The 25,095-nt window shown below is 72.5% G+C and carries 18 protein-coding genes; 13 read left to right on the top strand and 5 right to left on the bottom strand.

The annotated features are described in order from the left end of the window. Nucleotides 1-125 precede the first annotated feature (125 nt). From HUT19_RS27070 to HUT19_RS27060, 3 genes are read right to left on the bottom strand one after another with little or no spacing between them, the layout of a single operon-like run. On the bottom strand, nt 126-368 hold the full coding sequence (locus HUT19_RS27070) for a hypothetical protein (RefSeq protein ID WP_176182955.1): 243 nt from the start codon (nt 366-368) through the stop codon (nt 126-128). Continuing rightward, nucleotides 365-2,533, bottom strand: a complete 2,169-nt coding sequence (gene malQ / locus HUT19_RS27065; RefSeq protein ID WP_176182954.1) for a 4-alpha-glucanotransferase — start codon at nt 2,531-2,533, stop codon at nt 365-367. The genes HUT19_RS27070 and malQ overlap by 4 nt, the downstream gene beginning before the upstream one ends. Next, nucleotides 2,533-2,823 carry a hypothetical protein gene (locus HUT19_RS27060; RefSeq protein ID WP_176182953.1) on the bottom strand — a complete coding sequence of 97 codons (291 nt, stop codon included), beginning with the start codon at nt 2,821-2,823 and terminating at the stop codon, nt 2,533-2,535. Before HUT19_RS27060 ends, malQ begins: the two co-directional genes overlap by 1 nt. 402 nt (nt 2,824-3,225) lie before the next feature. Here HUT19_RS27060 and HUT19_RS27055 point away from each other — a divergent pair, with 402 nt between their 5' ends. Next, complete coding sequence (locus HUT19_RS27055; protein ID WP_176182952.1) at nt 3,226-6,210, top strand: beta-N-acetylglucosaminidase domain-containing protein; 2,985 nt, start codon at nt 3,226-3,228, stop codon at nt 6,208-6,210. 116 nt (nt 6,211-6,326) lie between these two features. Here HUT19_RS27055 and HUT19_RS27050 read toward each other — a convergent pair whose 3' ends face one another. Then, nucleotides 6,327-6,863 carry an HNH endonuclease gene (locus tag HUT19_RS27050; RefSeq protein ID WP_020871293.1) on the bottom strand — a complete coding sequence of 179 codons (537 nt, stop codon included), beginning with the start codon at nt 6,861-6,863 and terminating at the stop codon, nt 6,327-6,329. Between the two features lie 415 nt (nt 6,864-7,278). On the opposite strand from HUT19_RS27050, the gene HUT19_RS27045 reads away from it, so the two are divergent. The 7 genes from HUT19_RS27045 to HUT19_RS27015 all read left to right on the top strand — a co-directional run bounded on the left by HUT19_RS27045 (nt 7,279) and on the right by HUT19_RS27015 (nt 15,371). Beyond that, a complete protein-coding gene (locus HUT19_RS27045) occupies nt 7,279-8,361 on the top strand; it encodes a mechanosensitive ion channel family protein (protein ID WP_176182951.1) in 1,083 nt (360 codons plus the stop codon). A gap of 241 nt (nt 8,362-8,602) precedes the next feature. After that, nucleotides 8,603-9,823 carry an ROK family transcriptional regulator gene (locus HUT19_RS27040; RefSeq protein WP_254885812.1) on the top strand — a complete coding sequence of 407 codons (1,221 nt, stop codon included), beginning with the start codon at nt 8,603-8,605 and terminating at the stop codon, nt 9,821-9,823. 26 nt (nt 9,824-9,849) lie between these two features. Further along, nucleotides 9,850-11,178, top strand: coding sequence for an ABC transporter substrate-binding protein (locus HUT19_RS27035; protein WP_176182950.1), 1,329 nt, complete (start codon nt 9,850-9,852; stop codon nt 11,176-11,178). Nucleotides 11,179-11,189: 11 nt separating this feature from the next. Then, nucleotides 11,190-12,143, top strand: a complete 954-nt coding sequence (locus HUT19_RS27030) for a carbohydrate ABC transporter permease (protein ID WP_176182949.1) — start codon at nt 11,190-11,192, stop codon at nt 12,141-12,143. Nucleotides 12,144-12,169: 26 nt separating this feature from the next. Next, nucleotides 12,170-13,075: a carbohydrate ABC transporter permease gene (locus HUT19_RS27025; RefSeq protein WP_176182948.1), complete on the top strand. Its 906-nt coding sequence runs from the start codon at nt 12,170-12,172 to the stop codon at nt 13,073-13,075. Further along, nucleotides 13,072-14,334 carry a 6-phospho-beta-glucosidase gene (locus HUT19_RS27020; RefSeq protein ID WP_254885811.1) on the top strand — a complete coding sequence of 421 codons (1,263 nt, stop codon included), beginning with the start codon at nt 13,072-13,074 and terminating at the stop codon, nt 14,332-14,334. Before HUT19_RS27025 ends, HUT19_RS27020 begins: the two co-directional genes overlap by 4 nt. Further along, nucleotides 14,325-15,371: an N-acetylglucosamine kinase gene (locus HUT19_RS27015; protein ID WP_176182947.1), complete on the top strand. Its 1,047-nt coding sequence runs from the start codon at nt 14,325-14,327 to the stop codon at nt 15,369-15,371. The genes HUT19_RS27020 and HUT19_RS27015 overlap by 10 nt, the downstream gene beginning before the upstream one ends. A 48-nt stretch (nt 15,372-15,419) precedes the next feature. Here HUT19_RS27015 and HUT19_RS27010 read toward each other — a convergent pair whose 3' ends face one another. Beyond that, a complete protein-coding gene (locus HUT19_RS27010; RefSeq protein WP_176182946.1) occupies nt 15,420-16,703 on the bottom strand; it encodes a hypothetical protein in 1,284 nt (427 codons plus the stop codon). A 560-nt stretch (nt 16,704-17,263) separates the two neighbouring features. On the opposite strand from HUT19_RS27010, the gene HUT19_RS27005 reads away from it, so the two are divergent. From HUT19_RS27005 to HUT19_RS26985, 5 genes are all read left to right on the top strand, one after another. After that, nucleotides 17,264-18,637, top strand: coding sequence for a hypothetical protein (locus HUT19_RS27005; protein ID WP_176182945.1), 1,374 nt, complete (start codon nt 17,264-17,266; stop codon nt 18,635-18,637). A 20-nt stretch (nt 18,638-18,657) separates the two neighbouring features. Beyond that, nucleotides 18,658-19,674, top strand: a complete 1,017-nt coding sequence (locus HUT19_RS27000) for a glutamate ABC transporter substrate-binding protein (protein WP_254885810.1) — start codon at nt 18,658-18,660, stop codon at nt 19,672-19,674. Between the two features lie 156 nt (nt 19,675-19,830). Continuing rightward, complete coding sequence (locus tag HUT19_RS26995) at nt 19,831-21,162, top strand: hypothetical protein (RefSeq protein WP_176182943.1); 1,332 nt, start codon at nt 19,831-19,833, stop codon at nt 21,160-21,162. Continuing rightward, nucleotides 21,155-23,665: a serine/threonine-protein kinase gene (locus HUT19_RS26990; RefSeq protein WP_176182942.1), complete on the top strand. Its 2,511-nt coding sequence runs from the start codon at nt 21,155-21,157 to the stop codon at nt 23,663-23,665. The genes HUT19_RS26995 and HUT19_RS26990 overlap by 8 nt, the downstream gene beginning before the upstream one ends. Before the next feature lie 3 nt (nt 23,666-23,668). Then, on the top strand, nt 23,669-24,910 hold the full coding sequence (locus HUT19_RS26985) for a PP2C family serine/threonine-protein phosphatase (RefSeq protein WP_176182941.1): 1,242 nt from the start codon (nt 23,669-23,671) through the stop codon (nt 24,908-24,910). The last annotated feature ends 185 nt before the right edge of the window (nt 24,911-25,095 follow it).

Raw genomic sequence — 25,095 nt, 5'->3', positions numbered from 1 at the left:
CCCCCAGGGGACTTCCACCCCCAAGCAATCGCCCATGCCGGGCATACCGACAAAGGCGCCCCCGGCCGGATGGCCGGGGGCGCCTGCGCAGCGCCGTCTGGGCGCTTTTCGTCGATCGCCCGGTGTCAGTCGGTCTGCTTGCCGGACTTCTTGTCTCCGACGATCACCAGACCGGCGATCACCAGGAAGAGCACAATCGGAGTGACGACGTAGAGGCCCAGCGTCGCGGCGACGCTCAGGCCCGGACCCGGGTCGTCGCCGTCGTCGGGGGTGAGTCCGAACGCGGGGGACGACATCAGCACCATCGCCGTCGTCGCGGCGACCACGGCCCCGGCGCGCACGGCGTTCTTTCTGACCTTGTTGCTCACGGACTCAACTTATCCGACGCCCGCGCGCCGGTCGTGCGCGGGGTGGTTCCGGCGGCACCCCTCTCCCCCGGCGCCGAGGGCTCCTCCCGTACGGCGCGGGCCAGCTCCTTCATCAGATCGTGCAGCCGGGGCGAGGCCACCAGCTCCTCCAGCGAGACCGCCCGCCCCTTCGCGTCGGCGATCGGCAGCCGCCAGTTGGGGTACTGGTCCCAGGTGCCCGGCAGATTCTGCGGTCTGCGGTCCCCCACCGCGTCCGGCAGCCACACCCCCACCATCCGGGCGGGGGTGCGCAGCAGAAAGCGGTGGACGGCGCGGATCGCGCCCTCCTCGTCGGCGGGCCCCTCGGGCAGCAGCCCCAGCCGTCCCAGCAGCGCCAGCCATTCGGCGACCTCGACCGCGTCCGCGGCGCGCTCCTCGGCGAGCGGGCGGGTGAGCAGCCCCAGCCGGTGGCGCAGCTCGACGTGGTCGCCGGTGAGCCGGGCCGCGGTGCTCGGCAGATCGTGGGTGGTGACGGTGGCCAGACAGTCGGCGCGCCACTCCTCGGGGGCCAGCGGCCGGGGCGGGCCGACGGTCCGGCCGCCGTGGTAGTCCCGCTCGAACCACAGCACCGAGGTGCCCAGTACCCCGCGCCGTGCCAGGGTCTCCCGTACCCCGGGCTCGACCGTGCCCAGGTCCTCCCCTATGACCACCGCGCCCGTGCGCTGGGCCTCCAGGGCGAGCACACCGAGCATGGCCTCCGCGTCGTAGCGGACGTAGGCGCCTTCGGTCGGCTCCCGGCCCTCGGGGACCCACCACAGCCGGAACAGACCCATCACATGGTCGATGCGCAGGGCGCCCGCATGGCGCAGCAGACCGCGCAGCAGCTCGCGGTAGGGCGCGTAGCCGGTGGCGGCGAGGGCGTCCGGCCGCCAGGGCGGCAGACCCCAGTCCTGGCCGCGGGAGTTGAAGGCGTCGGGAGGCGCCCCGATGGACATACCGGACGCGAAGACGTCCTGCTGGGCCCAGGCGTCGGCGCCGGAGGGGTGCACCCCGACCGCCAGGTCGTGCACCAGGCCGATGCTCATGCCCGCCTCACGGGCGGCGCGCTGGGCGGCGGCGAGCTGGCCGTCGGTGAGCCAGGCGAGCCAGCAGTGGAAGTCGGCGCGGTCCAGGTGCTCACCGCGGGCGCGGGCGGTGCGGGCGGAGCGCGGATCGGACAGGCCGTCGGGCCAGCCGCGCCACTCGGGGCCGTGGGTCTCGGCGAGCGCGCACCACAGGGCGTGGTCCTCCAGGGCTTGGCCGCGCTCGGCGAGGAAGTCGCAGTAGGCGGCGCGGCGGCCGGGGCTGAGGGAGACGGTCCGCACCAGTTCCAGGGCCTCGCGCTTGAGCGCCCACACCGCGTCCCGGTCGATCAGCGCGCCCTCGGACAGCACGGATCCGCGTAAGTCCTCGGCCGACTCCAGCAGCCGGTCGGCGCGGAGCCGGGCGGCACCGCGCAGCTGGGCGTACTCGGGCACGTCCTCGACCCGCAGATGGACCGGGTCGGGGAAGCGGCGTGAGGAGGGACGGTACGGCGAGGGGTCGGTGGGGGTGCCGGGCACCGCCGCGTGCAGCGGGTTGAGCTGGATGAAGCCGGTGCCGAGCGCCCGGCCGGACCAGGCGGCGAGATCGGCCAGGTCGCCGAGGTCGCCCATGCCCCAGGAGCGGGCCGACAGCAGCGAGTAGAGCTGGACGAGCAAGCCGTGGCTGCGCGCCGGGGGGACCGGCATCCGGTCCGGGGCGGCGATCAGGGTGGCGCACGCCCGGCGGCCGTCGGGCGCCTGTGCGGTCAGGGTGTGGGCGCCGGGTGGCAGCGGGGGCAGGCGCTCGGCGGCCGGGCCGTCCGCCGGCCCCCACGTGTGCAGCGCGCCGTCCTCGGTGCGCACCCGCAGTGCGGTGCCCTCGGGCACGCTCGGCCGGGGTGTGCCACCGGGGCGCACCACCACGCAGGGCGGCAGCAGCCGGTCGCGCTCACGGCTGGTGTGCCGTTCGAGCGCTTCGGTGACGGATCGGGGGGTCGAGGCGTCCACGCCGAGCGCGGCGAGTACGGCGACGACAGTGTCCTCGGGCACCGGGACGGTGCGGCCCGGGGCGGGCTCGTAGGAGGTGGCGACACCGTGCAGCTCGGCGAGCCGCGCTCTGCCCATCAGAACTCCATCGGCTCCATGCCCGCTCCCGCGCCGATGGCGGCGGCGGTCGGCTCACTGGTCAGGGGAAGTTCGGCGGCGAGCGGGGGCTCGCTGGTCAGGGGCACGTTGTCGGCGAGCGGAGGCTCGCTGGTCAGGGGCGCCTCGGTGGCGCCGCCGGTCCCGAAGCCGTCCAGCCCGCACAGTCCGCAGTCGGGGTCGGAGACCCCGTCGAAGGGGTCCGTGTCATGGGACGCCTCGGGCACGGGTTTGGACAGGGCGGAGAGCAGAAGCTGAGCTGACGCGGCCACACGGACCTCCGTGGGGTGTCGGCAGTAGGTCAACGTCGCGCTTACCCACTCGGGACAGGTGCAGACGTAAACAACCCCCGGACGTGCCGCAGCTCACATCCCGCCAGAGCGGCGATTTGTCGGCGGCAGGGGATCGGGGACACAGAGTTTACGAACAGGACCGCCCCCCGTCCGTCAGACTTGCGGGGGCGCGCCCCATGTTCCGCCCGGCCGGTGCGGACCGTGCCAGACGCGGCAATGGCGACACTTCGGTCGCCCGCGTTGACACCCTCACCGGCGTGGTGGTGGGCTCATCGCCTATTGGCGGTGCGCTGACGAAGACCGTCCATCTGGATCAGGGAGAAGCCGGTGCAGTTCGGGGGGAAGAGGCCCAGGGCGCCGAGGGCTGCCGGTGCGACGGCCATGGCGGCCGCGGTCATCGGCGGTCTGCTCGGCGGCGCGCCGGGCGCGAGCGCCGCGCCCGTGGACCACGGCGGGCCCGGTACCGCCGCGCCGGACCGCGACAGCGCCGGCGGGGTGCCCCCGGTCTGGCCGCGCCCCCAGTCGCTGCGCGCCCGGGGCGGTGCGGTGGCCGTGGGGGACGAGGCCACGCTCATAGCCGACGGCGACGCCGATCCGTACGCGCTGGACGCGCTGCGTTCCCTGCTGTACGACGCCGGGGTGCGCACGGTCTACGAGGCCACGCCCGGCGGCCGGAATCCGGCGCGCGGACTGGTGGTGCACGCCGGAGGCCACGGGGCGCAGTCCGCGCTGCGCGCCCTGCGCGCGCCCGAGCGGGGTGATCTCCCCTCCGGTGGCTATCTGCTGGCCACCGGGTCAGTGGACGGGCGGCCCACCGCGGCGCTGTCCGGGGTCGGCCCGGACGGGCTCTTCCACGCCGTCCAGACCCTGCGCCAGCTGCTCGTGGAACGCCGCGGACAGGACGGGAAGGCATTCGCCGGGGTCGCCGTCCGTGACTGGCCGGGTACGGCCGTACGCGGCACCACCGAGGGCTTCTACGGCTCCCCCTGGTCCCGGGCCGACCGGCTCGCCCAGCTCGACTTCATGGGCCGCACCAAGCAGAACCGCTATCTCTACGCGCCCGGCGACGATCCCTACCGGCAGTCCCGCTGGCGCGACCCCTACCCCGCCGCCCAGCGCGAGGAGTTCCGGGAGCTGGCCACCCGCGCCCGCGCCAACCACGTCACCCTGGGCTGGGCGGTCTCCCCCGGCCAGCAGATGTGCTTCTCCTCCTCCGACGACCTCAAGGCGCTGCTGCGCAAGGTCGACGCGATGTGGGCGCTCGGGGTGCGGGCCTTCCAGCTCCAGTTCCAGGACGTCAGCTACAGCGAGTGGCACTGCGGCAAGGACAGCGACACCTTCGGCTCCGGACCGGAGGCGGCCGCGAAGGCGCAGGCCACGGTGGCCAACGCGGTGGCCCGCCATCTGGCCGGGCGCCATCCCGGCGCCGTTCCGCTCTCCCTGATGCCGACCGAGTACTACCAGGACGGCGACACCGCGTTCCGGCGTGCGCTGGCCTCCGGTCTCGATGACCGTGTCGAGGTGGCCTGGACCGGTGTCGGGGTGGTGCCGAGGACCATCACCGGCGGTGAGCTGGCCGGGGCCCGGTCCGCTTTCGGCCACCGGCTGGTCACCATGGACAACTACCCGGTCAACGACTACGCGCAGGACCGCATCTTCCTCGGCCCGTACACCGGCCGGGACCCGGCGGTGGCCACCCAGTCCGCCGGGCTGCTGGCCAACGCCATGGAGCAGCCCACCGCCTCCCGGATCCCGCTGTTCACCGCCGCCGACTTCGCCTGGAACCCGCGCGGCTACCGCCCAAAGGAGTCCTGGAGCGCGGCCATCGACGACCTGGCCGGACCGGACGCCAAGAACCGCGCGGCGCTGCGCGCCTTCGCCGGGAACGACGCCTCCTCGGTGCTCGGCGGCGATGAGTCGGCCTATCTGCGCCCGCTGATCACGGCGTTCTGGTCGGCGCTCGGCGACACCGACGTGGGGCGGCTGGAGCGGGCGTCGGACCGGCTGCGCGACGCCTTCCGCACCATGCGCGACGCCCCCGACCGGCTGGCGAAGAAGCTGGGCGGCGATGTCCGCCCCTGGCTGGACCAGCTGGGGCGGTACGGCGACGCCGGGGTGCGCGCCGTGGACATGCTGACCGCCCAGGCGCGCGGCGACGGCGCCGCGGCCTGGAAGGCCCGGCTCGCGGTGGAGGGGCTGCGCACGAAGATCGCGGACAGCCGGGTGACCGTGGGCAAGGGCGTCCTGGACCCCTTCCTGCGCAAGGCCGTCGGTCACGCGGACAGCTGGCTGGGGGTGGACCGCGCCGGTAGTGAGGAGGGGCTGCGCACTTCCGGCGGCGACCGCGCGGCGGCCGATGGCAAGGTGACCACCACGGTGGACGCCCCGAGCCGTCCGGTTACCGTGCGCTTCGGCCGCACCCGCCCCCTCACCTCCGTCTCCGCGCTCACCGCCCCGGTGGCGGGCGGCTCACCGGGCACGGTTGAGGCCCACGTCCCGGGCGAGGGCTGGCGGACGCTGGGCGCGCTGTCCCGTAGTGGCTCCACCCAGGCGGCGGGCGAGGACATCCGGGCCGACGCGATCCGGCTCAGCTGGGCGGCGGGCACCACCGCCCCGGACGTCCACGAGCTGACCCCCTGGTTCGCCGACACCCCGGCCGCGAAGCTGCGGCTGTCCCACCAGGCGGCGGACGCGGAGATCGGCGGACGGCCCGCGGTGGTCGAGGCCGAGCTCACCTCGCTGCGCCCCGGCGACGTCAGCGATGACCTCACCCTCCGGCCCCCGCGCGGAATCACCGTCCGGGCGCCCGAGGGGGTGACGGCGCCGCGCGGCGGTACGGCCACGGCCCGGCTGGAGATATCGGTCGCGAAGGGCACCAAGGCAGGCAGCTACACCGTGCCGGTCCGGTTCGGCTCCGAGAAGCGGACGCTGACCGTACGGGCCTTCCCGCGCACCGGCGGCCCGGACCTGGCCCGCGCGGACGGCGCCAAGGCGACCTCATCGGGGGACGAGACGCCCGACTTCCCCGCGTCCGCCGCCGTGGACGGCAAGGCGGAAACCCGCTGGTCCTCCCCGGCGAAGGACGACGCATGGCTCCAGTTGGAGCTGGCCCGCCCGGCCCGGGTCGGGCGGCTCGCACTGCGCTGGCAGGACGCGTACGCCAGGCGCTACCGCGTCCAGGTCTCCGAGGACGGCCGCACCTGGCGCACGGCGGCCACGGTGGACCACGGCGAGGGGGGCCGGGAGTCGGTCGGACTGGACGCCCCGGACACCCGGTTCATCCGGATCCAGGGCGTGGAGCGAGCGACCCGCTTCGGCTACTCGCTCTGGTCGGTGTCGGCATACGCGGTCGACGACGACCGCTAGACACAGCCGACGACCGCTGGACACAGCCGACGACCGCTCCACACGGCCGACGCCCGGTGGAGAGGGAAAGGCCCGCCGCGGGCGGCGCGGCGGGCAGACATGACGATGGCCCGGTCTCAGGCGGATTTGCCGTCGATCCGGGCCATGGCGTCTTCCGCGCCGTATGCCTGGAGGTATGGCATCCAGCGCGGATCCCTATGCCCGGTGCCGATGATGCGCCAGGCCAGCCCGGACGGCGGCGCGGGTTGATGACGCAGCCGCCAGCCGATCTCGGCGACATGGCGGTCGGCTTTGACGTGATTGCAGCGACGGCATGCGGCGACCACGTTCTCCCAGGTGTGCTGGCCGCCGCGACTGCGCGGAATGACGTGATCGACGCTGGTTGCGACGCCACCGCAGTACGCGCATCTGCCGCCGTCACGGGCGAACAGAGCACGGCGGGTGAGCGGGACGGGGCCACGAAAGGGCACCCTCACAAAGCGCTTCAGCCGAACGACGCTGGGAGCGGGTATGACGCGGGTCGCGCTGTGCATCAGGGCGCCTGAGTCCTCGAGGCTGACGGCCTTGTCGTTGAGGACGAGAATGAGCGCGCGGCGGAGCGGTACGACGCCGAGCGGCTCGTACGACGCGTTGAGGACCAGGACATGCGGCACGGATGCCTCCTTGTACGCCGGCGGCGCGTGGCTCGCGCCGGGACGATCTCCCCCAGTTTCCCCTGAACCCTGGCCGGAACGCCACTATCACCGGGTTAACGGTTGAGAGGCATTTCCGCGTCCCCCTCGTTTATCGTCCGCACACCGCCCCGCCACCGGGCCTCGGACGAAAGGGGGACGGGTGCGGAGTGGCAAGAATCACGGCTTCCGGGGCCCGTACCGGAGCGCGGTTCCCGGGGGTTCCCGGGCGGCGGAAACGAGGAGCTGAGGCCGGTCCTCCCGCCCATACGCGCCCCCTGGACGCGCTCGCGCGCTGTCGAACACAGGAACGGCGCATTCCCTCACCCCGCTACTGTGTGAGGGGTTGCGCGCGGGTGATCCGTGCGGGCATGTCGCACACGAAGGGTTTTCTGCTGTGTTCTGGTCCGCTGCTCTGGCCGCTGACTCGACGCCTCGTCCCACGACCATCGACGACGCACAGGAGAGCGCCACCAACGCCGCGGGGTGGGTCGAGGAGAACTGGTCCACCTGGCTCAGCGTCGGGCTGCGCATAGCCCTGATCCTGGTGATCGCGTTTGTGCTGCGGTCCGTCGTCCGGCGCGCCATCACCAAGCTGATAGACCGTATGAACCGCACCGCCCAGGCGGTCGACGGCACGGCGCTCGGCGGGCTGCTGGTCAATGTGGAGCGGCGGCGGCAGCGGTCCGCGGCGATCGGCTCGGTGCTGCGCTCCGTCGCCTCGTTCCTGATCATGGGCACGGCGGGGCTGATGATCCTCTCCGCCCTGGAGATCAATCTCGCACCGCTGCTCGCCAGCGCCGGTGTGGCCGGTGTGGCGATCGGTTTCGGCGCCCGCAATCTGGTCACGGACTTCCTCTCCGGCGTCTTCATGATCCTTGAGGACCAGTACGGCGTGGGCGACTCGATCGACGCCGGGGTCGCCTCCGGTGAGGTCATCGAGGTCGGGCTGCGCGTCACCAAGCTGCGCGGCGACAGCGGCGAGATCTGGTACGTGCGCAACGGCGAGGTGAAGCGGATCGGCAACCTCAGCCAGGGCTGGGCGACCGCGGCCGTCGACGTCCAGGTGCGGGCCGACGAGGACCTGGACCGGGTCCGCGCGGTGATCACCCAGGTCGGGGTGGACATGGCCAAGGACGAGCCCTGGAACGAGCGGCTGTGGGAGCCGATCGAGGTGCTGGGGCTGGACGCGGTCTATCTGGACTCCATGGTGGTGCGGGTCTCGGCGCGCACCATGCCGGGCAAGGCGCTGGGCATCGAGCGCGAGTTGCGCTGGCGGATCAAGAAGGCACTGGAGGAGGCGGGCATCCCCCTGGTCGGCCGTCCCCCGGAGGCGGCCCTGGACACGGGGGCCGCCGATCCGTCGGCGGGCGTGTCCGCGCCCTCGGCCCTGGGCAACCCCGACTCCCCGCAGTCCCAGGCGGCCAGCGCGATTCCGCCGCCCGCCCCGGCGGCCGCCCCGCCGCCCGTACAGAAGTGACCCACCGGCGCAGCCAGAGACGCTCCCGCCCCGCTCCGGGGACGGGAGCGTCCGTCGTTTCGGCGGCTGACGTCAGGGCCATCGCTTCAGGGCCGTCGTCTCCCGGACACGACGGTCTCCGTGTGCCGCACCCATTGACGCCGTGCCGCCCGGGGCCTACCTTGCTTCCCATCGATAGGAAAGTTTCTTAACAGAGCTACCCAGACGGCTCACCAGAGCCACGGAGACGGGGGGCACCGCCATGGCCGCACCACACAGCAGCACACCCGGCACCCCGCGCGTGCTGCGCGCCATGAACGACCGGGCGGCACTGGAGCTGCTGGCCGCGCACGGACCGCTCACCCGGACCCGGCTCGGCGAGCTCACCGGGCTGTCCAAGCCCACCGCCTCCCAGCTGCTGTCCCGTCTGGAGTCCGCCGGTCTGGTCCGCACCACCGGCAATGTGACCGGGCGGCCGGGCCCCAACGCCCAGCTGTACGAGATCGATCCGGCCGCCGCCCATGTCGCCGCGCTCGCCGTGGACCAGGCGGGCATCACCGCCGCCGTCGCCGACCTCACCGGCCGGACGGTCGGCGAGTACCGGGTGACCGCCCCCGCGGGCGACCGCACCCTCAGTGCCCGCACCACCGAACTGGTGGCCAACGCCGTGCACGGGGCGCTGACCGCGGCCGGTCTCGACCTCGGCGCGCTGCACTCCACCGTCATCGGCACCCCCGGCGCGCTCGACCCGCGCACCGGCACCCTGCGCTACGCGCCCCATCTGCCCGGCTGGCAGTCCCGCACCCTGCGGGGCGACCTGGCCCGGGTCCTGGGTACGCCGGTCGTCATCGAGAACGACGTCAATCTCGCGGCCGTCGCCGAACAGCACCACGGCACCGCCCAGGACTTCGACGACTTCGTCCTGGTCTGGGCCGACGAGGGGGTCGGCGCGGCCGTCGTGCTCGGCGGTGCCCTGTTGCGCGGGGCCACCGGCGGGGCCGGGGAGATCGGCTATATGCCGCTGCCGGGGGCACCGCTCGCCCGCGGCGGCCAGGACGACGCCGCCCGGCCGGACGCGGGCGGCGGGTTCCAGAAGCTGGTCGGCTCACCCGCCGTGGTGGAGCTGGCCCATGACCACGGGATCGACGCGCCCAGCGCCGCCAAGGCGCTGACCGCGGCCCTGCGCACCCCCGGCGCGGGCGACGCCGTTCTCACCGAGCTGGCCCGCCGGCTGGCCACCGGACTCGCCTCCGTCGTCGCGGTGGTCGACCCCGAACTGGTCGTGCTGTCGGGCGAGGTCGCGCAGGCCGGAGGGGAGCGGCTGCGGGAGCTGGTGGAGGCCGAGCTGACCGGACTCGCCCTGCCCAGGCCGGAGATACGGATCAGCGCGCTCGAGGGGGATCCGATCCTGCTCGGCGCACTGCGACAGGCCCTGACCGACGCCCGCCACACGGTGTTCGACACCGCCCGTCTCGACGTCTGACTCCCCCGCCCCCGAAGGACGTCCCCATGCCACGACGAACGGCCTCTCTCCTCTCGGTCCTGAGCGCCTGTGCCCTCCTGCTGACGGGCTGCGCCAACCCCGCCGCCGGCAGCGCCGAAGACGATCCGACCAAGCCCGTGACCCTGCGGTTCTGGCACGGCTGGGCGGAGAAGAACGAGCTCAAGGCGATCAATGACAGCATCGCCCGGTTCGAGGAGCTCCATCCCAACATCAGGGTCAAGGCCACCGGAAATGTCACCGACGCCACCGTGAACCAGGCCCTGCGGGCCGGTGGGGACGACGCCCCCGATGTCGTCTCGTCCTTCACCACCAACAATGTGGGGCAGTACTGCTCCTCCGGCATGTGGGTCGATCTGGACCCCTTCATGAAGAAGACCGGTCTGGACAAACACCGGGTCTTCCCCACCACCCTGCTGGACTACACGAGCTACCGGGGCGAGCAGTGCGCCCTGCCGCTGCTCGCCGACGCCTTCGGCCTCTACTACAACAAGGACGCCTTCAAGGAGGCGGGCATCGAGCGCCCGCCGCGCACCATGTCGGAGCTGAAGCGCGACGCGGCCAAACTCACCCGGCGCACCAAGGACGGCGGCTATGAGCGGGTCGGTTTCATGCCCAACTTCCGTCTCTACCAGAACAGCCCGGACCGGCTGTTCGCCCAGTGGGGCCCGTCCTATTTCGACCGGCGCGGAAAGGCGCGGCTGGCGGAGGAACCGGCGGCCAGGGAGTTCTTCGCCACCCAGCGGGAGCTGATCCGGAGCCAGGGCGGCTACGGCCCGCTGGAGAGGTTCCGTACCTCCTTCGGTGACGAAATGTCCGCGCAGAACGCCTTTCTGACCGAAAAGCTGGCCATGCACCTGGACGGGGAATGGCGCGGGCTCTACCTCAAGGACGCCTCCTTCGAGTGGGGCACCGCTCCGCTGCCCGTACCCGACGACCGGCCGGAGACCTACGGCCGGGGTTATCTCACCGGCACGGTCGTGGGCATCGCGCACAGCAGCACCCACCAGAACGCCGCCTGGAAACTGGTGGAATTCCTGACCTCCGACACCGACCAGGTCGTCGCCTTCGCCAACGCCATTCACAATGTGCCGTCCACCAAGGCGGCGCTGGCGTCCCCCGAGCTGGATTCCGACCCGGCGTTCCGCACTTTTCTCCGTATCGCCGGGAACCGCTACAGCAGCGCCCTTCCGGCCTCCCTCAACGGCGGCCAGTACGTCGTCTCGCTCCAGGACTTCGGTTACGCGGTGGAAGCGGGCCGGGTGCCCGACCTCGGCAGAGGGCTGAGGGAACTGGACGAGCAGATCGACGCCGACAATCTCCAGGCCCAGAACTGACGGAGTGCGCCATGGCCCCTCTCACCCCCGCCCCCGCCCTGCGCCGCAAAGCCGTGCGCGAGCGGCTGCGCACCCTCGGATTCCTCTCGCCCTGGCTGATCGGCTTCACGGTGTTCTTCGGCTATCCGCTGATCGCCACCGTCTACTTCTCCTTCATGCACTACAACCAGATCGAGACCCCCACCTTCGTGGGGCTGCGGAACTGGCGGTATGTGTTCGAGCAGATGCCGCTGTTCGGCCCGGCGCTGTGGAACACCCTGTGGCTGGTCGTGGTGATGGTCGCGCTGCGGGTGGTCTTCGGACTGGGCATCGGGCTGCTGGTCACCAAGGTGAAGACCGGGGTGGGGTTCTTCCGCACCGCGTTCTACCTGCCGTATCTGGCCCCGCCAGTGGCGGCCACGGTCGCGTTCGTCTTTCTGCTCAACCCCGGCACCGGACCGGTCAACGCCATCCTCGGGAATCTGGGCATCGACGCCCCCAACTGGTTCAACGATCCGGCCTGGGCCAAGCCCTCGCTGGTGATGCTCTCGCTGTGGGGCATCGGCGATCTCATGGTCATCTTCATGGCCGCGCTGCTGGACGTTCCCCGTGAGCAGTACGAGGCTGCCGAGTTGGACGGCGCCGGGGCGCTGACCACCTTCCGCTATGTGACCTGGCCGTCGATCACCCCGATCGTGATGTTCGCGGTCGTGACGGGTGTGGTCCAGACGATGCAGTACTACACCCAGGCGCTGGTGGCCGGGAAGCTGGCCTCCGGTGTCAGCGTCGGCCCCGGCTCGGTCATCCAGCCCGGCTATCCCGACCACTCCACGCTCACCGTGCCGCAGCTCGTCTACTCGCTCGGCTTCCAGAACTTCAACACCGGCGCCGCGTGTGTGCTCTCGCTGGTGCTCTTCGCCATCGCGATGGCCGTGACCACGCTGCTGATGCGCCGCCGCGCCGGCCTGCTGTCGGCCGAGGACTGAGCCGAGGACTGAGAGGACCGATCCGCATGACCGCGACCACCACCCTCCCGGCGCCCGCCGCCCCCTCGCGCCCCGCCGCCCGCCGCTCCCCCGCCCCCGCTGCCCGCCGCCGCGCGGCGCTGGAGTGGATCGCCGTGCACACCGTCGCCCTCGCCACGGCGCTCTTCTTCCTCCTGCCGTTCGTCTTTGTCTTTCTGACCTCGGTGATGAGCGACGACCAGGCGATGAGCGGCGAGTTGTGGCCGCATGAGTGGCACTGGTCGAACTACGCCGAGGTGTTCTCCACCCCCGGTTTCGCGGACTGGTGGCGCAATTCGCTGCTGTACGCGGGACTCGGCACCCTCTTCACCGTCTGCTCCTCCGTTCCGGTGGCCTACGCACTGGCGAAATTCCGTTTCCGGGGCCGCCGGACCGCCATGCTGCTGGTCATCTCCACCATGATGCTGCCGCCCCAGGTCATCGTGATCCCGATGTATCTGGTCTGGGCGCAGCAGCTCCATCTGTCGGGTTCGCTGTGGCCGCTGATCATTCCGATGGCGTTCGGTGACGCGTACTCCATCTTCCTGCTGCGCCAGTTCCTGCTGACCATTCCCCGGGAGTATCTGGAGTCGGCGAGGATCGACGGCTGCGGGGAACTGCGGACCCTGCTCAGCGTGGTGGTCCCGATGGCGAAGCCGGGCATCGCCGCCGTCGCGCTCTTCCAGTTCTTCTACTGCTGGAACGACTACTTCGGCCCGCAGATCTACGCCGCGCAGAATCCGGGCGCCTGGACGCTCAGTTACGGCCTGGAGACCTTCAAGAGCGCGCACAGCGTCAACTGGAATCTGACGATGGCCGCGACCCTCCTGGTCATGGCCCCCGTCATCGCCGTCTTCTTCTTCGCCCAGAAAGCCTTCGTCGAAGGCGTCACACTGACAGGAGTCAAGGGTTGAAGCTCGCAGTGGTGGGTGGAGGATCCACCTACACCCCCGAACTCGTCGACGGATTCGCCCGGTTGCGGGATGTGCTCCCGCTGGAGGAGCTGGTCCTCGTCGACCCGGCCGCCGACCGGCTGGAGCTGGTCGGCGGTCTGGCCCGCCGGATCTTCGCCCGGCAGGGCCACCCCGGCCGGATCTCCTGGACCGCCGATCCGGACGCGGGTGTGGACGGCGCGGACGCGGTGCTGCTGCAACTGCGCGTCGGCGGGCAGGCCGCGCGCGATCAGGACGAGACCTGGCCGCTGGAGTGCGGCTGCGTCGGCCAGGAGACCACCGGGGCGGGCGGGCTGGCCAAGGCGCTGCGTACGGTCCCGGTGGTGCTGGACATCGCCGAGCGGGTGCGCGCCCGTAACCCCCACGCCTGGATCGTGGACTTCACCAATCCGGTGGGGATCGTCACCCGGGCGCTGCTGTCCTCCGGGCACCGCGCGGTCGGGCTGTGCAACGTGGCCATCGGCTTCCAGCGGAAGTTCGCGAAGCTGCTGGGCGTCGCGCCCGGGGAGGTGTCGCTGGAGCACATCGGGCTCAACCACCTCACCTGGGAGCGCGCTGTGCGGATCGGCGGCCCGGACGGCGAGGACGTACTGCCCAAGCTGCTCGCCGAGCACGGCGACGCCGTGGCCGAGGACCTGCGGATGCCCCGCGCGCTGCTCGACCGGCTCGGCGTTGTCCCCTCCTACTACCTGCGCTACTTCTACCAGCACGACGCGGTGGTGCGGGAGCAGCGGACCCGGCCGTCCCGGGCGGCGGAGGTCGCGGCGATCGAGCGGGAACTGCTGGAGATGTACGGCGATCCGGCGCTCGACGAGAAGCCCGAACTGCTCGGCAGGCGCGGCGGGGCCTTCTACTCGGAGGCCGCGGTCGATCTGACCTCCTCGCTGCTGCGGGACACCGGCGAGGTACGGATCGTCAACACGGTCAACGGCGGCACCCTGCCCTTCCTTCCCGACGACGCGGTGATCGAGGTCCCGGCGACGGTGGACGCGCAGGGCGCGAAGCCACTGCCGGTGCGCCCCCTGGAGCCGCTGTTCGCCGGGCTGGTCGCCCAGGTGACGGCGTACGAGGACCTGGCGCTGGAGGCGGCGCTGAAGGGCGGCCGGGAGCGGATCTTCCGGGCGCTGCTCTGCCATCCCCTCATCGGCCAGATCGAGTACGCCGAGAAGCTGACCGACGACCTGATCGCGCACAACCGGGAGCACCTGGCGTGGATCTGACGCAGTCCGTACCCCCTCCGGCCGCGGCGGGCCGGGCGGTCCTGGCGATCGACGCGGGCAACAGCAAGACCGATGTCGCGCTGGTCGCCCTGGACGGCTCGGTCCTCGGCACGGCTCGCGGCGGCGGTTTCCGGCCACCGTTGGTGGGCGCCGAGGCCGCGGTGGGCGCGCTGACGCCGCTGGTGGAGCGGGCTGCCCTGGCGGCGGGCGGCCCGGGGCCCGCGCGGATCTGCCATGTCTCGGCGTGTCTGGCCAACGCCGATCTGCCCGCCGAGGAGGAGGAGTTGACGGACGCGCTGGCCGCCCGCCGCTGGGGCGCCGGTGTCACCGTGGCCAATGACACCTTCGCCCTGCTGCGGGCCGGGCTGGCGGACGCCGGAGAACCGGCCGGAGTCGCCGTCGTCTGCGGCGCGGGCATCAACTGCGCGGGGCTGGGCCATGGCGGCCGTACCGCCCGCTTCCCGGCCATCGGCCGGATCTCCGGCGACTGGGGCGGCGGGGGCTTTCTGTCCGAGGAGGCGCTGTGGTGGGCGGCGCGCGCCGAGGACGGCCGCGGTGAGCCGACCGAGCTGGTCCGCGCCCTGCCCGCGCACTTCGGCCTGACCACGATGTACGAGCTGATCGAGGCGCTGCATCTGGGTTCGCTGGAGGCCGCCCGGCGGCTGGAGCTGACACCGCTGCTCTTCGCGGTGGCCGCGTCCGGCGATCCGGTCGCGCGCGCGATCGTGGCCCGGCAGGCCGAGGAGGTGGTCGCGCTGGCCACGGTCGCGCTGACCCGGCTCGATCTGCTGGCCGAGCCGACCCCGGTGATCCTGGGCGGCGGGGTGCTGGCGGCCTGTCATCCGCTGCTGGACGGCCGGGTCTGCGAACTCCTCGCCGAGCGCGCCCCCAAGGCCGAGCCCCGTGTGGTCACCGCCCCACCGGTGCTGGGGGCCGCACTGCTGGGTCTGGACCGTATGGGGGCGCCCGCGGGGGCCCACGCCCGGCTGCGCGCGCAGTACCGGAGGGCGTGGGCCGAGGCCTCGTCGGGAGGATAGGCAGGAGGGGCCGGCGGGGCTTGACCCGTCGGCCCCTCCCGGCGACGGTCAGCCGGTGCAGCCCGCGATGGGCACCGGGCTGCCCACGCAGTTGGTGGGGCTGTTGCCCGTTACGGGGGAGCCGCTCAAGGTGACGCTTGCGTTGGTGCTGGAGATGCCGCCGGGCGCGGCACTGGAGGTGTTGTCGCTGACGGTGCTGCCCGTCGCCGTGACGGAACCGCCGTCATTGAAGATGCCGCCGGCGACGCCGTTGGCGACGGTGTTCTCATTGACCGTGGAGCGCTCGAGCACCAGGGTGCCGTCGTTGTAGATGCCACCGGAGTCGTTGCCCGCGGTCCCGTTGACGGCGTTGCCGTTGACCGTGGAGGTGGTCAGGGTCAGGGTGCCGTCGTTGTAGAACCCTCCGCCCTGGGCCCCGCTGCCGGCGGTCGTCAGGGTGTTGCGATTGACCGAGGACCCGGTCACGGTCAGGTTCGCGTTGTTGTAGATGGCCCCGGCGAAGCCGAACGTCGTCGTCCTGGTGGTGGTGTTGCGGCTGAAATCGCTCTTCGAGATCTTGACGGTACCGCCGTCGAAGTCAGCGCCCGCGCCGTCCCCGGTGCTGCCGTTGACGATGTTGCGGCTGAAGGCGCTGCCGGAGATCGTGATGTCCGACGTGCTGGTGTCGTTGTTGACTCCGCCGCCCTCCACGGCCCGGTTGCCGGTCAGAGCGGCGCCGGCGATGGTCGTCGTGCCTTCGGAGTTGACGGCCCCGCCGTGGAGGCCGGAGACGTTGTCGGTGTAGACGTCGCGGCTCGAGGTGCTGGTTCCACTCGCGAGGACGCTGATGGCACCGCCGTCGCTGGTGGCGGCGTTTTCGATGAATCCGGTTCTGGAGGAGTTCAGGGTGCCGCCGCCGTTCACCAGGACGGCGCCGCCCTGACCGGTGACGGAGCCGCCCCGGAGGGTGAGGCCGGTGAGCGACAGGGTGCCGCCACTGCCGATCTCGAAGATCCGGAACGAAGGGGCCGTGGAACTGCGCACGATGGTGGCGCCGTTCCCGGTGATGCTCACCGACCCCGTGATGACCGCCAGACCGTTGTCCGGATTGTCCACCGCGTTCAAGGTGTACGTACAGCCGGGCGACAGGCTCAGCGACCCGCCCGGGGTGGCCACTCCGGCCACCGCCGTCACCAGCGCCGCGTCATTGCACGGCACCGAAGCGGCGTACGCCGGCCCGGCGGCGGGCACGGCCACCAGCCCGGCGGCCCCCAGCGCCACCGCCCCCGCCGAGGACGCCCACCGCCGCCAGGACCGTCGGCGCGGTCCGCACAGGGCCTTTCTCCACATCATGGGGTTCTCCTTGTACGAGTCGGGTCGGTTCAGGTGCTCACGCGCGAACGCCGCGGCGTGAGGAAGAGAGGAAGAGAGGAAGAGACGCGAGGAAGAGAAGAGGGGCGGGCGACCGGTGGCGCCCCGATCCGTGCGGCCCCGGAGGGCCTTGGGCAGAGCCGGTATCGTCGCGGCACCCCTGAGGAAGAGGGGTGTGGATGCCATCCCAGTAAGGCGCGGACCGGGCAGTAGATCCATCCCTATAACGGGTATTCACCCGAAGAGACCATTTGTCACACTGTGAACTCCGCTCCGTATCGCCCGGCCCGGGAACCGGACGGTCGTGCGGGGCGTGGACGCACATAGCACGGGTACGCCCACCAGTCCGGCCGGGCGGTCACAGGCATCGCGAAGCGGAGGAGATCGCGAAGCGAAGATCGCGATCCGGGCAAGATCGGGGCGGTACCGATGACCCTGCCGGTGGCTGCGGTCATACTGCTGCCGGGGGATCCAGAGTTCGCCGCAGCCGGGCGGCGGGCCGCGAGAGCGACCGAGGGGTTCCGGACCGAGGGGGAGGTCTTGTGTCACACCCGCCGACCACCGGCAGAGCCGCACCGCCCGCGCCCGCGGCTCCGCCGCGCACCGCGTGGCGTGAGGGCGTCGACCGGGCGCGGGCCGCGGCCACGACCGAGCCGGGGCGGCTGCGCGTCATCGGGGCCGTGCTGGCCGTGCTGGTGGTGGCGTTCGGGGCGGTGACGGCCTGGCAGGTCGCGGACCGCCAGACGGCGGCGGACGCGGTGGCCGACCGCAGCCAGCCGCTGAGCGCCGACGCCGCCCGGATCTACCGCTCCCTGGCCGATGCCGACACCACGGCGGCCAGCGGCTTCCTGGCGGGCAAGGAGGAGCCCGCCGAGGTCCGGCAGCGCTACGAGACGGACATCGACACCGCGTCCCGGTTACTGGTGCGGGCCGCGGCCACCACCGACGGCGCGGCCTCCGCCCGGCACGAGATACGCACGATCAACCGGCTGCTGCCGGTCTACACCGGCCTGGTGGAGTCCGCGCGCGCCAACAACCGCCAGGGGCTGCCGCTGGGCGGCGCCTATCTGCGCTATGCCAACGACACCATGCGCGGCGGCCTGCTCCCCGCGGCGAGCAGGCTCTACCAGGCGGAGACGGCCCGCCTCGGCGAGGACTACGAGGACGCCAAGGCCTGGCCCTGGGCGGCGCTCGGCGCCGGTGTGATCGCGCTGGGCGCCCTGGGCTGGGCCCAGCGCCGTAACTACCGCCGTACCAACCGGGTGTTCAACCGCGGTCTGCTGGCCGCCACCGCCGCCTCCACGGTGGTGCTGCTGTGGACGGTGGTCGGCCACGCCGTCGCCCGGGCCGGGCTGAGCGACTCCCATGAGCACGGCGCGAACTCCCTCCGCGTGCTCAACGCCGCGCGGATCGACGCCCTCCGGGCCCGTGCCGACGAGAATCTGACGCTGGTCGCGCGCGGCGCCGTGGTCATCGACAAGGACGGCGCCAACAAGGGCAAGGACGCCTACGAGGTCAGCTACGGCTCCCGGATGAAGAGCCTGGCCGGGGATCTGCGCGGGGCGCGGGAGGCCGCGGACGACAGCGCCGGGCGCGATCCGGTGGACAGCGCCGCCTCTGCGGTCCGGGAGTGGCGGCAGCGGCACCAGGACGCCCGCGGCGCCGATGACGCGGGCGACTACGGCAAGGCGCTGAAGAAGGTCATCGGCGCCGACGACAGCACCGGTCAGTCCTTCGACACCGTGGACACCCTGCTGGCCAAGGCCGTCGACCACGAGCAGCGGGAGTTCCAGCGGGCCGCCGACGACGGGCGGGGCGCGTTCACCGCGATGGCCGCCGGGGCCGGGGTGCTGGCCGTGCTCGGGGCCGTGGGCGCGGTGCTGGGCATCGGCCGCAGACTGTCGGAGTACCGATGAGGGTGATGGGGGGCATCAGTATGCGATCGGTGCGATCGGCCGCCGCGGTGGTGGTGTGCACCCTGGGGGTGGCCACGGCGATCGTGGTGCCCGCCACGGTGGACGGAGACGGTGACGGCGGCCGGAGCGGTGCGCCGGACCGGCGTCCGCAGGCGTTGCGGGCCGGACACGAGACCGCGGCGGACAGCTGCAAGAAGCCGGAGGCGAGCCTGCGGCCGTCCAGCGCGAGCGGCAAGGCCATCAAACGGATCAAGAGCCGTGAGATCAACGGCCACAGGGTCGGCAAGCTGATCGCGGGCGTCGACCAGAACAGCTACCGCTGGGGCTACCGCGATCCGGCCACCGGCGATCTCACCGGTTTCGACATCGACATCGTGCGCGCCATCGCCAAGGACATCTTCGGCGATCCGGACGCGGTCATCTACCGCACCATCCCCACCAGTCAGCGCATCAAGGCCCTTCAGCAGGGCAAGGTGGACGTGGTGGTGCGCACCATGACCATCAACTGCGACCGGATCAAGGACGTGGCGTTCTCCACCGCCTACTTCCAGGCCGGTCAGCAGGTGCTGGTCACCGAGGGTTCGTCCATCACCGGCTACAACCGGACGCTGCGCGGCAAGAAGGTGTGCACGGCACAGGGTTCCACCGCCGAGGCCGAGCTGGACAAGCCGGAGACCGGTGCCGAGGCGCTCGGCGCGATCAAGGTCAAGCCGGTGCCCAACCAGCTCGACTGCCTGGTCAGACTGCAACTGGGCCAGGTGGACGCGGTGATCACGGACAATGCGCTGGCGGCGGGCCAGGCCGCCCAGGACCCCTCCGTCAAGCTGGTCGGCTCCCGATTCACCGATGAGCTGTACGGCGTGGCGATGAACAAGGACGACGACGACCTGGTACGCCGGGTCAACGAGGTGCTGGCGGACTACCGCAAGGGCGGTGACAACAGCCCCTGGATGCGCGCCTATCGCAAGTGGCTCGCGGAGGACTTCGGCGGGGCGCAGGACAAGCCGGCCCCGCCGGATCCCGTGTACAAGGACTGATACACACCGGGAGAAGACGCCGAGGACGGAAAGGGGCGGCGGCCAAGGGCGACTCGAGGAGGATGACGGACCGGTAAGGATTAGCGCCCGGCTCGCACGCGTAGGGATGACGCAGTAACGGATCACACGGCGGATACGGACACGGAGAGGTGATCGATGGGGGTCCCGGGACCCTTCCCCAGTTCAGCGGGGACACCCGACGGGCCGGCCATGGGCCGCGAGGAGGTGGACCGCGCGCTGGCGAAACTCGCCGCCGAGCACGAGGCGATCGAGTCCTCGCTGCTCGCCCTCCAGGACCACGCGGGCAGGAGACTCCTGGAGGGCGCCGAGCTGACCGGTGTCACCAAGGAGCGGTGGGCCACCACCGAGCAGGCCGTCTCGCTGCTCTGGAGCTATTTCGACGCCTACACCGGCGCCCTCGACCGCGCCCGTGAGCTGCGTGCCCGCCACCGCTGGCCCACCCCGGGCGAGTTGGCCCAGCTCACCGAGCTGCTGCGCGGCCCCGGGATCACCCTGCCCAGCAGCGCCACCCTCACCGGATCGCCGCTGCTGAGCGAGCAGTTGAGCCTGGACCGGCTGGTGGACCGGATGAACCGCTGGTACGCCGAGGCGCTGGACGTCATCGTCACCGCCGACGCCGTGTGGTCCGCGCTGCCCGCCCGGATCGACATGCTCTCCGCCGAGCTGCACCGCACCCGTTCCCTGGCGCATTCGGTGGGGGTGCGCCCCGGTGAGCACCCCTCGGGTGACGATCTGGAGCGGATCACCACCGAGCTGACCGCGCTCCGCGCCGAAGTGGTCTCCGATCCGCTGGCGTTCTGGAAGCCGAAGAAGAGCGGCAGTTCGGCGCCGGGCGGCGGCTCCCCCGACACCGAGCGCTACGACCGTGCGGCGCGCGCCCTGGAGGATGTGCGGCGCGAGATCGAAGCGGTGCTGGACGTACGGCAGGACGCGGAGCAGCGGCTGATGCGGCTGCGCGATGTGCTCTCCCGCGCGGACCGCACCCTGGCGGAGGCCCGGCAGGCGCGCGGTGAGGTGCTGGCGAAGATCGCGGCGTCCGAGGTGCCCGCGGTCAGCGGCCCGCCGACCGCGCTGCACGAGCAGCTGGTGGCCGCGGCCGACTACCGCAGGCGCGCCCAGTGGCACCGGCTCTCGCCGCTGCTGGAGAGCCTGGAGCAGCGGGCCGACGACGAGCTGCTGCGGGCCCGGGAGTCCCTGACGGCGGTGACCGCGCCGCTCGCGGTCCGAGCCGAGCTGCGCGGCCGGCTCGACGCGTACAAGGCGAAGGTCGCCCGGCACGGTATGGCGGAGGATCCGCTGCTGGTGGAGCGGTACGACGCGGCGCGCCGGATGCTGTGGAGCGCGCCCTGCGACCTGCGGGCGGCCGAGCGGGCGGTGCTGCGCTATCAGCGGGCCGCGGCCGACGCCCTCGTACCACGCCAGGCGGGCCCCACCGATCACGGCACCCAGGGGGCACGGCATGAGTGAAGCGGTCAGCTGCCAGCGGCGTGACTGCGGCGGTTCGTACGAGGACGTGGGCGGCGGTGAGCTGTACTGCGACACCTGCGGGATGGCTCCGGTCGTCTCCCAGGAGGGGATGGTCAGTTCACCGCCCACCGGGGTGGCGGCCGGGGGCCGCGGCGGCTCCTCGCCCTCCGCCCGGTCCTCGCGCGCATCACGCGGGTCCCGGTCGGCGCGCTCCTCCTCGTCCCGGCGTTCGGTCTCCGGGCGGCTGTCCCGTGCGTCGCTGTCGGGGCGGTCCTCGGCGCGTTCGGTCTCGGCGCGCAGCTCCCGTTCCACCTCCTCCGCCTCCGGGCGGAACGCCCTGGGCGCGGGCCTGGTCAGCGTCCCGGAGGTGCCGCGCCCCGATCCGCGGACGGCGGTGCTGGCCGACCCCGAGGTGCCCGAGCGGAAGCGGTTCTGCAGCCGGGGGGACTGCGGAGCGCCGGTGGGCCGGGCCCGCGGTGACCGTCCGGGCCGCACCGAGGGTTTCTGCACCAAATGCGGCCACCCGTACTCCTTCGTACCGAAGCTGAGCCCCGGCGATGTGGTGCACGGGCAGTACGAGGTGGCGGGCTGTCTGGCCCACGGCGGTCTCGGCTGGATCTATCTGGCCATCGACCGCGCGGTCTCCGACCGCTGGGTGGTGCTCAAGGGCCTGCTGGACACCGGTGACGAGGACGCGCTCGCGGTCGCCCTCTCCGAGCGCCGGTTCCTCGCCGAGATCGAGCACTCGAACATCGTCCGCATCTACAACTTCGTCGAACACCTCGACCAGCGCACCGGCAGCCTCGACGGCTACATCGTCATGGAGTACGTCGGCGGCAAGTCGCTGAAGGACATCGCCAACGAGCGGCGCAGCCCGGACGGCCGCAGGGACCCGCTGCCGGTGGAGCAGGCGTGCGCGTACGGCATCGAGGCGCTGGAGGCCCTGGGCCATCTGCACGGCCGCAATCTGCTCTACTGCGACTTCAAGGTCGACAACGCCATTCAGCAGCAGGACCAGCTCAAACTGATCGACATGGGCGCGGTCCGGCGGATGGACGACGACGACAGCGCCATCTACGGCACCGTCGGCTACCAGGCCCCGGAGATCTCGGACGCCGGTCCGTCGGTCTCCTCCGATCTGTACACGGTGGCGCGCACGCTCGCGGTGCTCACCTTCGACTTCCAGGGCTACACCAACGTCTACGCGGACAGCCTGCCCGACCCCGAGAACATCGAGGTCTTCCGGCGCTACGAGTCGTTCTACCGGCTGCTGGTGCGGGCCACCGACCCGGATCCGGGGCGCCGGTTCGCCTCCGCGCAGGAGATGGCCGACCAGCTGACCGGGGTGCTGCGGGAGGTCGTGGCGGTCCAGACCGGGCGGCCGCGGCCCGCGCAGTCCACGCTGTTGGGACCCGAACCGCGGGTGGTGGACACCGATCTGTTCGCCGGACAGGGCCAGGATGCGTCCGTCCTGGGCGTGCGGGACACCGGGCGCCGGGGCGCGGGCGGCCGAGGGGGGACGGGCGCACCCGAGGGGCAGCCCTCGGGGCCGCCGGCCCTGCCGCTGCCCGCGCTCGCCCCGCTGGACACCCGGGCCACCGCCCTGGCGCTGCCGGTGCCGCTGGTGGACCAGGCCGATCCCAACGCCGGATTCCTGGCCGGGCTGCTGGCCGCCGCGCCCGCCGAGCTGAGCGCCGCCCTCGCCAACGCCCCCGTCGATTCGCTGGAGCTGCGGCTGCGCCGGGTGCGCGCCCAGCTGGAGCTGGACCAGGCGCAGGAGGCGGGCACCGCGCTCTCCGGTCTGGAGGCCGCGTACAGCGACGACTGGCGGATCGTCTGGTACCGGGGGCTGCACGCGCTGGCCACCGGCGACCACGAGACGGCAGCGCTCTCCTTCGACGCCGTCTACGACGCGTTCCCCGGTGAGCCCGCGCCCAAGCTGGCGCTCGCGGTCTGCGCCGAGGTGCTCGGCCAGCTGGACAACGCGGCGGAGTACTACCGGCTGGTGTGGACCACCGACCCCAGCTTTGTGAGCGCCGCCTTCGGGCTGGCCAGGGTGCGGCTGTGCTCCGGGGACCGGCCGGGGGCGGTGCACGCCCTGGAGTCGGTGCCGGAGTCCTCGATCCACTACACGGCGGCGCGGGTCGCCGCGGTACGGGCGCGGCTGCGTCAGCGCGCACCGCATGACGCCCTGCTGGCCGATCTGACGGCCGCGGCCCTCCAGGTCGAGCGGCTGGGCGCGTTCGGACTGGACGCGGTACGGCGCGAGCGGCTGCGTACGGAGGTGCTCGGCAGTGCGCTTGATTGGGTACTGTCCGGCAGCAGCGGAGCGCCCCCGGGTCACACCGGGCCGTCTCTGCTCGGCAGCAGCCTGGACGAGCGCGGGCTGCGCTTCGGATTGGAGCGCTCGTACCGGGTACTCGCCAGGCTCGCGCAGCGGGGCGAGGAAAGGATCGAACTGGTGGAGCGGGCCAACCGTCTCCGCCCCAGGACGTGGGTGTGATCGATGTCGCAGATGCCGCAGCTGCCCCAGCTGTCAGCCTGCCCGACCTGTGAAGAGCCGCCGCAGTCGGGGGACCACTACTGCGATAACTGCGGCGCCGATCTGACGGCGGCCGCGCCGCCGGGTGTGGCGCCCGCGGGCGGTGCGTCCGTGGGCGGCGGGGTGCCGGAGCCGGAGGACTATCCGCCGGCCGCCCCGGCCCCGGCTCCCCCGGCGGCCGATCCGCGTGCCGCGGCGGCGCTCGGCGCTCCGGGCGCGTCCGGGGCGGCGGCACGGACCAGCGGCGGCGGAGCGGACCCCCGGGTGAACGGCGGCGCGGGCCGCCCCCGGTGTGTCGCGTGTCAGGAGGGCACCATCGACCAGGACGGCTACTGCGAGCACTGCGGCCATGCCCAGGTGCGCGAGCGCGACCACATGGAGCGCGAGTTGGAGGGGGTGGCGGCGGCCAGCGACCGGGGCCTGCGCCACCACCGCAACGAGGACGCGTTCTCGGTGTCCGCCGCCCCGCTGCCCGACGGCTCCCCGGCCGTGGTGGCGGTCGTCTGCGACGGCGTCTCCTCGGCCACCCGCCCCGACGACGCCTCGGCCGCCGCCGCCCACGCCGCGGAGGCGTCGCTGCGGGCCGCGCTCCCCCGCGGCGCCCACCCACGGCAGGCCATGAGCGAGGCGATCGTGGCCGCCGCCGAGGCGGTCAACTCACTGGCGCTGGAGCCCGGGTCCGCCGCGCACGAGGAGCAGCAGCAGCGCCATCAGAACGCCCCGGCGTGCACCATCGTCAGCGCGGTGGTCACCCCCGGCATCCTCACCGTGGGCTGGATCGGGGACAGCCGCGCCTACTGGGTGCCGGACGACCGTACGGCCCCGGCCGCCCGCCTCACCGAGGACGACTCCTGGGCGGCGCAGATGGTGGCCGCCGGGCTGATGTCGGAGGCCGAGGCCTACGCGGACGAGCGGGCCCACGCCATCACCGGCTGGCTCGGCGCGGACGCCTATGAACTGGAGCCGCACACCGCGTCGTTCAAGCCGGACCGCCCGGGTGTGGTGGTGGTGTGCACCGACGGGCTGTGGAACTACGCCGAGTCCGCGGAGGAGATGGCACTCGCGGTGCCGCCGGACGCCCGGTCCCGGCCGCTGCACAGCGCCCAGGTCCTGGTGGGTCACGCGCTCGACGGCGGGGGCCACGACAACGTAACAGTGGCGGTGGTGCCGTTCCCCGCTCCGCCGGGGAGGGCAGGATCCGCCTGACGGCTCGAGGGGGGTTGCGGGTCCCCGCCGGATGAGACGGACCTCCGCGACGGCTCGCGGAGGTCCCACGGAGTGCCGCGGTCGCTCGGGGAGCGCGAAGGGCGCCGTGGTGGTCTCCTCCGGCGGGGCTGCTGTGTGCTCGCCGCTCCGCTCAGCCCTTTTTGTCGATACGACGATATGTCCAT

Source organism: Streptomyces sp. NA02950 (assembly GCF_013364155.1).
In the GTDB taxonomy this organism is placed as follows: Bacteria; Actinomycetota; Actinomycetes; order Streptomycetales; family Streptomycetaceae; genus Streptomyces.
The sequence above is the reverse complement of the archived record's forward strand: the minus strand, read 5'-3'. Positions and strand labels throughout refer to the sequence as shown.

Coding starts and splice junctions, on each gene's coding strand:
- malQ (WP_176182954.1), bottom strand. CDS start 2,533: ATGGGCAGAGCGCGGCTCGCCGAGCTGCACGGTGTCGCCACCTCCTAC.
- HUT19_RS27055 (WP_176182952.1), top strand. CDS start 3,226: ATGGCGGCCGCGGTCATCGGCGGTCTGCTCGGCGGCGCGCCGGGCGCG.
- HUT19_RS27040 (WP_254885812.1), top strand. CDS start 8,603: ATGGCCGCACCACACAGCAGCACACCCGGCACCCCGCGCGTGCTGCGC.
- HUT19_RS27035 (WP_176182950.1), top strand. CDS start 9,850: ATGCCACGACGAACGGCCTCTCTCCTCTCGGTCCTGAGCGCCTGTGCC.
- HUT19_RS27030 (WP_176182949.1), top strand. CDS start 11,190: ATGGCCCCTCTCACCCCCGCCCCCGCCCTGCGCCGCAAAGCCGTGCGC.
- HUT19_RS27025 (WP_176182948.1), top strand. CDS start 12,170: ATGACCGCGACCACCACCCTCCCGGCGCCCGCCGCCCCCTCGCGCCCC.
- HUT19_RS27010 (WP_176182946.1), bottom strand. CDS start 16,703: ATGATGTGGAGAAAGGCCCTGTGCGGACCGCGCCGACGGTCCTGGCGG.
- HUT19_RS27000 (WP_254885810.1), top strand. CDS start 18,658: ATGCGATCGGTGCGATCGGCCGCCGCGGTGGTGGTGTGCACCCTGGGG.
- HUT19_RS26995 (WP_176182943.1), top strand. CDS start 19,831: ATGGGGGTCCCGGGACCCTTCCCCAGTTCAGCGGGGACACCCGACGGG.
- HUT19_RS26990 (WP_176182942.1), top strand. CDS start 21,155: ATGAGTGAAGCGGTCAGCTGCCAGCGGCGTGACTGCGGCGGTTCGTAC.
- HUT19_RS26985 (WP_176182941.1), top strand. CDS start 23,669: ATGTCGCAGATGCCGCAGCTGCCCCAGCTGTCAGCCTGCCCGACCTGT.